Source organism: Bacillus songklensis (assembly GCF_042649685.1).
GTDB classification, from domain to species: domain Bacteria; phylum Bacillota; class Bacilli; order Bacillales; family Bacillaceae_H; genus Bacillus_BA; species Bacillus_BA songklensis.
This window is the reverse complement of the sequence record NZ_JBHRZT010000072.1, coordinates 557,952-569,730: the sequence shown is the minus strand read 5'-3', so window position 1 is coordinate 569,730 and position 11,779 is coordinate 557,952. Positions and strand designations below refer to the sequence as shown.

Here is an 11,779-nt window from a genome sequence, read left to right as displayed (position 1 = left end):
ACGATTTTTCTGCATGCGGATTAACAAATCATAAATGGGAATCGACTCGATGACCTCAATAATGGGTTTGACATAAGATCCAACCGTTCTTTTACGGGTTCCTTTTTCATGTACAAAATCCGTTAGGATTTCTTTAATATTAACCAAACCAATGACCTGGTCTTTATCGCCTTCTACAACAACCGGATAACGGGTATGTTTCTCCACCCCTGCGATATTTAAAAAGTCCTCGATGGTGTCGTCCTTTGAAACACTGATGATTTCTGTTCGGGGGACCATAATTTCCCTGGCGGTACGGTCATCGAATTCAAAGATATTATTCACATATTTGAATTCGGATTGATTGATTTCTCCGCTTTCGTAACTCTCCGACAAAATAATGCGAAGCTCTTCTTCACTGAGAGCCACTTCATGTTCAGAGGCAGGCTTTAGCCCGAATAAACCGGCAACGCCACGTGCAGAATGGTTTAAAACCCAAATAAAAGGATACAGTACCTTATAAAATAGAATGATGGGACGAGAAAATAGCAACGTTACTTGCTCTGCCTTCTGAATGGCAACTGTCTTTGGAGCTAATTCACCGACCACTACATTGATGAATGTAACCACTGTGAACGCAATTACAAATGAGAGAATATGAGATAGTGGTTCCCCCATATGCATCTTTTCAAATAGGGGATCTATTAGGCGTGCGACAGTCGGTTCTCCTAACCACCCCATTCCTAACGCAGTAATCGTAATCCCTAATTGACAAGCTGATAGATATTCATCTAAGTTGGACACCACTCTTTTTGCAGCCACAGCATTTTTATTTCCTTCTGCAATCAACTGGTCAATACGCGTGCTTCTTACCCTAATGATGGAAAATTCTGTGGCAACGAAAAAAGCTGTGAGTACGATTAAAATGGCAAATATGATTAAATTTAAAAATTCCAATGAATGTCCTTATTCCGTCCAAACGGATAAGGGAACACCTCCTGCTGAATTAAGAATATGAAGGATTTATGATTAGTCTTTTTACTCTTCTTTACTGTTTCCCTAAAAGATAATCATCATGTATTTGACTAATTGAAGAATCGAAATTAAAGCTGCAGCCACATAGGTTAACGATGTTCCTTATACTTTATTTACTCCTTTCTTTCTCATTATAAATTATTCCATGAGTCAACACTAACTTCTTTGCCCATCAACTGACATTAAACTTAACAGGCAATGTAATGACATGAAAGGAGACACCGGCTGAAAAGAAGATACTCCCAACTTCAATAAAAGACAGGCTCGGAATAAGAATCTGATCAATAAATAACAAAAATGCACGGGAATTTGAAAGCTGGATGCTTTAATCATATCATTCAATTGTATTTGAGAAAGACATATTCTAAATATTTAAGAGTAGGAACTTCTTCTAGTTTGACCGGTGCCCAAGCAGCTCGCAAAGTTTTAGATGAAAATGGTCTTTACAATGTTACCGTCGAAGAGGTGCGGGGACATTTATCGGACCACTATGATCCGAGAGCTAAAGCTGTTAGATTATCTAGTGATAACTATCATGGTACTTCAATTGCCTCGATTTCCGTAGCGCTTCATGAAGTCGGGCATAACCTCCAAGATAGGTACAACTACGCACCTTTACGTTTTAGACATGCATTAGTACCGGTAGCTAATATTGGTTCTAACTTTTCGTTCATTTTAATTTTTTTAGGTGTAATTTTATCATCAGCAAACTTATTGTTGCTTGGTATTGTGGCAATGGCCGCTGCGGTACTATTTCAAGTTGTTACGCTTCCGGTTGAATTCAATGCAAGCTCTAGGGCACTAGATATTATGGTTGGTTCTGGTCTAATCAGAAATGATAAAGAACATGGAGCGAGAAAAGTTTTAAATGCTGCTGCATTAACATATGTGGCTGCAACAGTAGTAGCATTAGCAGAATTGCTTCGTTTTGTCCCAATGTTTACGGGGATGCAAAATGATGAGGACTAACTGTTCTATAAAAAAGGGGCAGGAAAACTATGGATAAAGTTTGTGGTAAATGTAACACCAAGCTCATCAAAGCACATATTAAGGGATTACATGGGGAGTTTGGAGTAAGTAAAAAATCAAGTGGGATATTTGTAGGTTTCAGTTACAGTAAGGCATCTCCTTATGTATGTCCGAATTGCGGGTACGTAGAGTTTTATCTTGAAGAAAAAGAACTCGAAAAGTTTAATAACGAACAATAAAAAAATTTATATAAGGCACTCCTGGCAATTGCGGAAATTTCACGAGAAAATGAACACAAAAAATAGCACTGATCTTTAGCAGTGCTATTTTTTTGCTAATCTTTCACACTTTTAAAAGAACATTGTAAAATAATGTATAATGGTTATGAAGGGAGGTCATTATTATGCCTTTATGGTTACTTGTTGCAGGAGTGTTTGTAGGATTATTAGGGGTGGGAGCTTATATAGATTACAGAGCTAAGAAAAGAACATCCAAATTGCCCCGGAAGAAGGAATGAAAAACGCATCTTCTTCACAACAAATCTATACAGAGCAACCTTTAGACGAAGCAAGAAATAACATGAAGGATAATCATCCGTTTTAAAACATGGAGAGCCCCATGTTTTTTATTTTTATGTAAATGATAGAAATCTACATAAGAAGCCCTTTATAAGCCTGTTCAAGGTGAGAGAACAGAAAAGCGCAAATGGAAGAAGGCCCGATGATAGAGGCTAAAAAATTAAATGGGAATTATATAGCATCCGTTGCAGTGTTTTTTGATATAAATTTTGAATTTTTTGTCTATATATGTTGTTACTCTATTCCATATAGTTATAAAATAGACTTTATATAAGAGTTTAATAGTTATTTACAAAAAAACAAAATCGACAAGGAGACATAGCTATGAAAGACCATACTATTGACATCACCCTGAGCTCAACCAAAAAACAAAAACCGGAGTCTGATCAACTGGTGTTTGGGAGGGTTTTTACAGACCATATGTTCATAATGGATTATACAGAAGGAAAAGGGTGGCATGATCCTCGAATCATTCCTTATCAACCAATCATCTTAGACCCGGCTTCCATGATTTTTCATTATGGACAATCTGTATTTGAAGGATTAAAAGCATACCTAACAAAAGATGAACAAGTTTTATTATTTAGACCTGATAAAAATATGCAAAGATTAAATAAATCGAATGATCGATTATGTATACCGAGAATCGATGAGGAATTGGCATTGGACGCTTTAAAACAATTGATCATGATTGACAGGGATTGGATTCCGGGGGCTGAAGGAACATCTCTTTACATCCGACCGTTCATCATCGCAACAGAACCATTCTTAGGTGTTGCACCTTCAAAGAGTTATCAATTCATCATCATCTTGTCACCTGTTGGTTCTTACTACAAAGAAGGCATCCATCCGGTTAAAATTGCAGTGGAAAGTGAATTTGTCCGTGCAGTATCAGGTGGAACTGGAACAGCGAAGACAGGCGGCAATTATGCCGCAAGCCTGAGAGCTCAAGAAGTCGCAACGGATAAAGGCTATTCTCAAGTTTTATGGCTGGACGGGGTAGAAAAGAAATATATTGAAGAAGTAGGAAGCATGAACATTTTCTTTAAAATCAATGGAGAGGTTATCACTCCATCCTTGAATGGAAGTATTTTAGAAGGTGTAACAAGGAATTCAATCATTCAACTTTTGAAACATTGGAACATCCCTGTTACAGAGCGTAAAATTTCGATGGATGAAATTTATGACGCCTATTCCAACGGTTTGCTGGAGGAAGCGTTTGGAACAGGAACAGCGGCAGTGATTTCACCAATCGGCGAATTCTTCTGGAGAGACGAAAAGCTTGTCATTAACAACGGCCAAACCGGGCAGTTATCCAAGAAATTGTATGATACGTTAACCGGGATTCAAAAAGGGACCGAGCCTGATCCATTTGATTGGGTTGTTGAAGTGAAATAGCTTTTCTGCCTGCTTTATAAAAAAATAATGTACTCTTAATGTCTCAGCCACAACCTGGCTGGGACATTAATGCATCTTTATCGACTTTATAGGAAAAGACATGACATTCGAACTATAGTCGAAAGCAAGGAGGAATATCGAATGGCACAACACCATTTTCATTTAAAAGCAAACTGGCCCGGATTACGAAACGATGTAGGAGAAATAGAGGCAGGTAATCTGAAAGCGAAAGTCTCCATCCCTCCGGAAATGGATGGACCGGGCGTTGGGACCAATCCGGATGAAATGCTGTTGGGAGCGGCGGCAACCTGTTATATTATTACGCTTGCGGCGATGATGGAGCGCAGCGGTTTAGAGAAAACAGACCTGACAATGGAGTCAGAAGGAATTGTGGATGTTACAAAAGGAATCATTACCTACCAAAAAATCATCCATCGCCCGCACATCGTCTTAAACCCGAGCGCAACAGAGAAGGATCGTCAATTAGCATTAAAGCTTGCCGAGAAAGCAGAAACTTCCTGTATGATTTCGCGTGCTGTAAAAGGGAATGTGGAAATTGAGTTGCAAGCGACAGTTATTGTTGCTTCTGAATAAGGGGAAGTGCAGCCAGATATTGCTTTTTAAGAACCCATTAAAGAATGTGGTTGATTTTCATCTTTACAAAAGAGCAGGTTAGCTAAATATAAAAAAAGAATTTTCTTTTTTTTGTGGCTGTTCGTTGCGACCTCTTTTTTTAGGTTATGATAGTATGGAGGACAGGTGCAGGCATAGGAGGTTTTGTCATGTTGAAAGATCGAATGAAACAACATATTGCAGAGGTAATCAAAGTGAAGGAAGAACAACAAGCTCTACAGGGAGAGAATAAGGTGGAGCTTGCCATGTATAAAGAGGAAATGAATTATGTGAAGAAATATGATCTGTTATCAGATGATATAAAAGAGAACATCATTCTAGTAGAGGAAAATCCAATCTCCCGCTTCTCGGATGCCTATATTGAACGAGTACATAAAGAATCAGAAGAGGTTATTGCCAAAGAAACACCTGCCTCTTTTTTAACTCAACCCATTCAGTTCTTGAAACAGCATAAAAATGAGTTTATCTATCTGGAATCTCACTCGTTCGAGATGGTCAAGGCAGACGCTGTTTCTGTAGAGCTTGATGATATATTTGGCTTCTACAATGTCATGCTTGGATTGAAGCTGCAGAAGAAACTTGAAACAACGTTAAAGACATATCTATCAAACAACTTGCACGGGGATGAACTGAAATTTGGTTTAATGTTTAATCAAGGTGACGGCCTATGGGACTTGAATTTTGCGCTGAACTATGTCGAAGGATTTAAAGAAGACATGTCCATAGGAGAGGCGTATAGCTTGATTTACCGTTTTCTATTTAAGTTAGTGGAAGCGGCAGAAGAAGAACAGTAAAGTAAGCAGCTTTTACTAAAACAAGAGGAATTAAAATACAATCGGTTATTCTCGACCCCTTACATGGCGAAAGGGTTTTGGGTTGTTGACAATAAATGACCCTGGAATGGTCAGTTAACCATCGTCAGCTTCAATATAAAAAACACACTTGCCGTACGAGTGTGTTTTAAATCAGTCGGTTTGCTTGGAGTTCTTTTACTTGGAGTTCTTTTCAAAAAAATGAAAACGTTCGTAATTGCCTTAGCAATGATTGCTATAGCAAAGTATCCCAAGAATAGATGGAAGTAATTTGCTCCTCTATGCAATTGAAATAGCTGTAAAGCTGCCAGTACTGGTTTAAAGACAAAAGACAGAAGGGCACTTAGTACTAACATGGATAAATAATAACTCTTTTTGTTATCTAAAGTCCACTGGTACACCAACATGTATGTAACTGGAACAAAAGAAACATCTAGAGCAAAACTTACAGGCAATATAGGTAAAACTGTATATGGATAAAACCATAAAGCCTTACTTGCTCCAAAGGTATCTATATAAGTAAACGCCACATGTACAGTGTAACCAAAGAATCCCAAAAGTAATGCCTTTCTCTTATCCATACGAAAGAATAAAATAATTAAAGGAATCACCAGGAAACCGAGCAGCACCCAAAATTGCGGTGTACCCAAGTCGGAATATTGCTGCCAATAATCGAACCATGAGTTTGTCATTTCGAGTTGTGTTTCTTCTATGTGTTCAATTTTTGATCGTTGTTTAACATCCATATTTTTCCCCTCGCTGTATAGGATTTAAGATTATGTTTCCAATTGGTAGATTATTTAATACCTTTCTTTAAGGTAGCTAAGATAAACAACAAGGCCGTTGAGTCGATCTCAACGGCCTTGTGATTTAATTTAATGCTTTTTTCAACGTTTCTATGTTGCGCTTCATTAAACTTACGTAATCTTCGTTGTTTTTAATATCTTCATCTGTAATAGATTCTAAATTATGAAGTGTTAATGGTTCAGCGTTAAGCTCATTTTTTACAATATCGGCTATTTTTGGCTTAACGTTTTGTTCAAAAATGACGTATTTTACGTTTTTCTCACGTGCATCTTTAATAATGGCCTGTAATTCTTTTTGTGACGGCTCGTTCTCTGGCGAAAGACCTGCAATGCTAATTTGCTCTAAACCGTAACGGTCATGCCAATAGCCGTATGCCGAATGTGCTACCACGATTTCTTTTGTTTTTCCTTTTTGAACCGTGTCACTAAGTTCTTTATCAAGTTGTTCTAATTCACCTTTTAATGTTTCAAAATTTTTCTCGAACGTTTCTTTTTGTTCCGGTTTTAATTCAACAAGTGAATTTTTAATATTTTCAGCGAGTGTGATTGCGCGAATCGGATCTAACCAAACGTGCGGGTCAAAATCGCCGTGGTCATGGTGTTCTTCATCTGATTCATGCTTATGAACGTCTTCGCCATGATCTTCTTCATGGGACTCTTCTTCATGGTCATGACCGCCTTTAATAAAGGTCACACCGTCTGCTGCTTCAACAAATTTCACTTTTTCATTTTTTAATGCTTCTTTTGTTTTATCAACAAATCCTTCTAAGCCAGCTCCGGTGTAGATAAACGCATCTGCTTGGGCAATATTGACCATTGTTTTTTGTGACGGCTCAAATGTATGAGCATCTACGTTAGGCGGATAAATGCTTTCTACTTTTACATAGTCACCGCCAATTTTTTTCGCAAAGTCTTCTAAAGGGAAAATCGTCGTATAAATGGTTAATTGATCGTTTGTTTCTTTTTTGTCATTGCTTTCTGTTGCAGTTTGGCTGCTGCTGCAGCCGGATAAAAACAGTGCTGTTACTAGTACAGCTGTGAAAAATACGGCTAACCTTTTCATATTATTCTCCTTTTCTTTGTAAATATCATTATATTAAACGTAATGATTGCGATTTGACTATTTTATAATAGTTCTTTTTTTTGTAATTGACAAGGTTTTTTTAGTGGCAATCTATGTATGCTATGTTTCCGTCCAGTTTTTCAGCGGCTTTTACGGACAGCGGAATATTGAGAATGGTTGGAGCAATTTTATTGTATTTGGTTTTTTAACCATTTTTTGCTTAAATAGAATAGAAAATAAGAGGGGAGCTGACGTTAAAAGTCCGCTTTACATGTCCTTTTGGCCAGCCCTTTCTCTACTAAGTAAACGGAGTTATGGAAGATTAAAGTATTTCCTCTAATAAATGAGCTAGTTGCTTTGAACGATCTTCGGTTAATTCATAGCCCTCGAGATGAACATCGTCTGGTTTTTTCTGATAGCCTATCACGACATCTTTACCTTCATCCATTATCCAAATGAAATAGTTGTGATTGGATCCATCTTGATAGCTAATTTTCATCTTACAATCTATATTGTCGGCAGATTCTTCATCCAACAGCAATTTCATCTTTTTGGCATGCTCCATACTAGCGGTAAACATCTTCATATCATTTTCTTTGGTAAATGCTCTCGTTATTTTTGTTTTGACAGAGGTAACTTCTATGTTTTTTACTTCTTTTTGTTCGAACATAGTAGGAGTTGCGTTTATCTCTTTTTGAGTTGCTGATGTGGCTGCAGCTGAATTTGAAGACTTAGGCGAATCTGGACTATTTGTACACCCGGCTAAACCTAGAATAAGCAATGATCCCAACACTAAAGAGCTAACCTTGTTGATAGTGTTCTCCTCCTTTTTGTTATTTCTAATTTCTTGAACCATCCTTATATATTGATAACAAAAGCTGGCTTAAAGCCAACCATAATTAAGTTGGATTACTCTATTTTTATGGGGATATCGTATACATATGGCTGAGCAGGTTCAGCAATTTTCTCTATGGATTTGATATTTATGCTGGGAACTGTTGTAGAGTTATAAGTTTCGCTATCTATTGTCCCCCTGATTTTTACCCAAGTATCATTTTTAAGCTCAGCTACATTTCCTTTTGCCATGATACCGTAAACGGAAGCGTCTGCTACACAACAAACTACTCCAAACCTTGCAATCACTACCTGGTCATTAGAAAAACCATTTTCCCTGAAAACAAAGCCAGCCGTCTCTATTTCCTTCCCCGCGAATTCAGGTAAGTTTTCTTCAATAATGTCCAGGATGGGGATATACTTGTCATCGTTCATCATAATCTTCCTTTGGCTCAGCAATGTTTTTTTCAGGGATTCATATTCCTGTTCTGTCATTGATTGCTGTTGCGATTTGTCATTGATGGATCTCGATCGGCTAGCTGAATTTTCCTTCTCTTTTGTGTCTCCTTTAGAGGCCGTATTATCCTCTTTTTTGACCTGATTTATCTTTTGAGCATGGAGAGTCCCAAACTGAATTTGACGCTTTTCTGCGACAGCACTGTTAAGAGTATGATCGGCAAAAAGAAAGCCTGTTATGATGGGAATGATAAAAAGAGAATAATAGAGAAAAGAGCGTAAAGTATTACCTGGAGGATGATGCCCTTCACAACAGCTACACCCCACATCTTTCTGGTTTGCTGAAGTTCCTTTTATGATTTGGAAAATGCCTAGAATGAGCAGCACGATTGCTGTAAAATCCAAAAAAGGTTTCATTTTTGGAGAGATAAAATAGATGATCTGATTGGTCACTAACAATTTAAAGAAAAACAAAGTATAGCCTGCTAATATAATCCCTCTCAAAAAAGTGTGAAATCTTATTATCGATTTAGTCATACACTATTCCTCCCTATAAAACAAAAGCTTGAAGTATCCACACTAGGCCATACACGATGCTAAAAATCAGGAATAGAAAGGCAATCACAAATCGTTTACGAAAGTAGGCGAAAAGCATAAGGGTATTCTTAAGATCAATCATGGGTCCTAATACCAAAAAAGCAATCAAAGAACCTGTTGTAAAGGTACTGGAAAATGAAGAGGCAACAAAAGCATCTGCTTCTGAGCAAAGCGATAATACATAGGCAAATCCCATCATTACCGCGGGAGCTATCGAATCATTTGTCCCAATGGACACTAAAATGTCCCGATTTAAGTAAGTTTGAAATAAGCTTGCAATAAATGATCCTATAATAAGGTACTTACCTGTATCAAAAAACTCTTCACTGGCATGATGGAGGGTTTGTATCCACCTATTCCTTTGATGAGTGTGGTGATGATGAGAAAGAGGCGAATCCTTTACTATATTTTTGTCTTTAAAAATAAAGTAGATCGCTGAACCAATCAGCATAGCGGCTAAAAAAGCCAGTCCCATCCGGTAGTACAAGACAGGAGCATTATGGGGGAAGGCAAAATAAGTTGATAAAAAAACAACTGGATTCAAAATTGGTACGGTCACTAATATTACTATCCCTACATGCAAAGGCAATCCCTTTTTTATTAATCTCCGTACAACGGGAATGATCGCACATTCACAGATTGGAAAAATAATCCCTAATAAAGCGGCTGGCAGCATCGCAAGAAATGCATGTTTTGGTAACATTCTTTGAAGCGTTTTTTCCGAAATAAAAGACTGGATAAGAGCAGAAGCAAAAACACCAAGTAAGATAAACGGGATGGCTTCCATCACAATGCTAAGAAAAATAGTATTTATATTGGCAAAATCAGCAGGAACTTGATTAATGAAGAGAAATTCTTTTACCTGTTTAGCAAAAAAGAAGAGATAGACAAACAGCATAAAAAGAATGACAGCTATTACTTCTTTAAATGTTTCAAAAAAAGATAATTTCACATATAATACCTCCTAAATAAAATGGTTATGATAAGTTGACAATGAATGACCATTCCACAAAACGCAGCAATGACTGATTACTATAAATTTATGCTGCTTCCTGTTTTTCAGTACAAATTAGTAGGGTCAATAGAATGATTGTTACCATTTTACCTGAAGTCGCACGCGGCAAATTCCCGAAGGCCGTATCCATTTTCTTATGGATTCAAAGTGAACTAGTTTATTTTTCCTTATGCTGCAATATCAGCCTCCTAAGTTAATCCTTACCTCTTGATGATGGAGAATCTTCTTCTATATCTCTCCCAATTACATATATTCTAGTAAAGAATAAAGAAAGGATAGAAGAGAAATGAAACCTAAAACTTACATTTTGAATTGGGACTCAAGGTTTAATGTCCTTGTTTTTTTGGTTCCTTTTTGTGTTGTATGCGTGTTTGTTTTGGCCGGCATGCTCTCAACGATGCAAAGAAGTTCTTTGTACTTGCCGTCATATGTCCATGATTCTTTCCATTCAGCTTCGACAGAGTTGTTTATTCGGGTGATGGGATTTGAAAATGCTTATTTCGTTCAAGATAAGCCGAATATAAAAAATGTCTCCTTGTCTTCTGCGGGACTTGAATTAGCGACTAATATCCGTATGGGAGATATCAGGACCCTCATAGGCAATGAATTACCCGGATTTCTTTTATACAAATACGACATCTTAACGGCGGGACAGGGGACTGATTATACAAATACGCCTGTTGAGTCTTCCCCTCCATTGGAGATTCTCCTAAAAGAAAGAGGGATGGCCAAGGAACAACTGGAGCAGTACGAAAGCAATACAGATGCTCCTCCAACCGCTAATCCTCCAAAAGAAAAGAACTTTTATATTTATCATACGCATAGTTGGGAATCTTATTTTCCATTACTAGGGATCACGAATGAACCGGATGCCGATAAGGCTGCAGATTCTAAAACCAATATTACGTTAGTGGGGCAAATGCTGGCTCAAGAACTGGAGAAGAATCAAGTTGGAGCCGTAGTGGACAAGACAAATATAGGACAAGAACTGAAGAAAAAAGGCTGGGGTACATCCAAAGCATACCAAGCGTCCCGAACCATTGTCCAATCTGCCATGAGTCGAGACAAAAACTTAAAATTCTTTTTGGATTTACACAGAGATTCACTTCGAAAGAAGAATACGACAATCAACATCAATGGTACATCGTATGCAAGAGTGGTATTTGTTTTAGGAAAAGAAAATCCTAATTTTGAACAAAACCTTGAATTTGCCAAATCATTGCATGAGGCGTTAAAAGTCAAATATCCCGGCTTAAGTAGAGGGGTACTGGGCAAAGTAGGAAAAGGGGTGAATGGCGTATATAATCAGGATTTAGCCGCCCATTCCATCCTTATCGAGGTTGGTGGAGTGGATAATGATATGGAAGAGTTGAAAAATACAATTAAGGCTCTGGCTACCGTCATTACTGAATACTATCGGGAGGCTGAAAAAGTAAATGCCCCAAATTAAAGAGTTCTACTGCTGGTTGCTCTGGCTCTTTATCTCAACTTTGGGTTCTTCCATTTTTTTACCCTTTCAACTCTTTCTTGTTTTTTTCTGGAGTAATTACGTGCTCCATTGTTTTGGTTAATGAAGGTATTGAAAAAATAAGTCATAAATAAAA

At 37.6% G+C, this 11,779-nt stretch carries 12 protein-coding genes; 6 read left to right on the top strand and 6 right to left on the bottom strand.

What is annotated here, in order from left to right; genetic code table 11:
* Nucleotides 1–936, bottom strand: a 936-nt coding sequence (locus ACFOU2_RS21745) for a hemolysin family protein (protein WP_377918371.1), incomplete at its 3' end; no start/stop codon positions are given.
* Nucleotides 937–1,311: 375 nt separating this feature from the next.
* On the opposite strand from ACFOU2_RS21745, the gene ACFOU2_RS21740 reads away from it, so the two are divergent.
* From ACFOU2_RS21740 to ACFOU2_RS21720, 5 genes are all read left to right on the top strand, one after another.
* Nucleotides 1,312–1,983 (top strand): zinc metallopeptidase, encoded by a 672-nt coding sequence (locus ACFOU2_RS21740; RefSeq protein WP_377918370.1) that lies wholly within the window; start codon nucleotides 1,312–1,314, stop codon nucleotides 1,981–1,983.
* Between the two features lie 29 nt (nucleotides 1,984–2,012).
* Nucleotides 2,013–2,222, top strand: a complete 210-nt coding sequence (locus ACFOU2_RS21735) for a hypothetical protein (RefSeq protein WP_377918369.1) — start codon at nucleotides 2,013–2,015, stop codon at nucleotides 2,220–2,222.
* A gap of 663 nt (nucleotides 2,223–2,885) precedes the next feature.
* Entirely contained in the window at nucleotides 2,886–3,959 is a 1,074-nt protein-coding gene (locus tag ACFOU2_RS21730; protein WP_377918368.1) for a branched-chain amino acid aminotransferase, read from the top strand.
* A gap of 141 nt (nucleotides 3,960–4,100) precedes the next feature.
* Nucleotides 4,101–4,553, top strand: coding sequence for an OsmC family protein (locus tag ACFOU2_RS21725; RefSeq protein WP_377918367.1), 453 nt, complete (start codon nucleotides 4,101–4,103; stop codon nucleotides 4,551–4,553).
* A gap of 188 nt (nucleotides 4,554–4,741) precedes the next feature.
* Entirely contained in the window at nucleotides 4,742–5,386 is a 645-nt protein-coding gene (locus ACFOU2_RS21720; RefSeq protein ID WP_377918366.1) for a branched-chain amino acid aminotransferase, read from the top strand.
* 110 nt (nucleotides 5,387–5,496) lie between these two features.
* Here the strand turns inward: ACFOU2_RS21720 and ACFOU2_RS21715 are convergent, their stop codons facing one another.
* The 5 genes from ACFOU2_RS21715 to ACFOU2_RS21695 form a co-directional block, all read right to left on the bottom strand.
* Nucleotides 5,497–6,150 (bottom strand): CBO0543 family protein, encoded by a 654-nt coding sequence (locus ACFOU2_RS21715; protein ID WP_377918365.1) that lies wholly within the window; start codon nucleotides 6,148–6,150, stop codon nucleotides 5,497–5,499.
* Between the two features lie 124 nt (nucleotides 6,151–6,274).
* Entirely contained in the window at nucleotides 6,275–7,273 is a 999-nt protein-coding gene (locus ACFOU2_RS21710; RefSeq protein ID WP_377918364.1) for a metal ABC transporter substrate-binding protein, read from the bottom strand.
* Nucleotides 7,274–7,595: 322 nt separating this feature from the next.
* A complete protein-coding gene (locus tag ACFOU2_RS21705; RefSeq protein WP_377918363.1) occupies nucleotides 7,596–8,129 on the bottom strand; it encodes a hypothetical protein in 534 nt (177 codons plus the stop codon).
* A gap of 53 nt (nucleotides 8,130–8,182) precedes the next feature.
* Nucleotides 8,183–9,100 (bottom strand): TIGR03943 family putative permease subunit, encoded by a 918-nt coding sequence (locus ACFOU2_RS21700; RefSeq protein ID WP_377918362.1) that lies wholly within the window; start codon nucleotides 9,098–9,100, stop codon nucleotides 8,183–8,185.
* Between the two features lie 13 nt (nucleotides 9,101–9,113).
* On the bottom strand, nucleotides 9,114–10,058 hold the full coding sequence (locus ACFOU2_RS21695; RefSeq protein WP_377918699.1) for a permease: 945 nt from the start codon (nucleotides 10,056–10,058) through the stop codon (nucleotides 9,114–9,116).
* Between the two features lie 403 nt (nucleotides 10,059–10,461).
* Here ACFOU2_RS21695 and spoIIP point away from each other — a divergent pair, with 403 nt between their 5' ends.
* Nucleotides 10,462–11,625, top strand: coding sequence for a stage II sporulation protein P (gene spoIIP / locus ACFOU2_RS21690; RefSeq protein ID WP_377918361.1), 1,164 nt, complete (start codon nucleotides 10,462–10,464; stop codon nucleotides 11,623–11,625).
* Nucleotides 11,626–11,779: the final 154 nt, after the last annotated feature.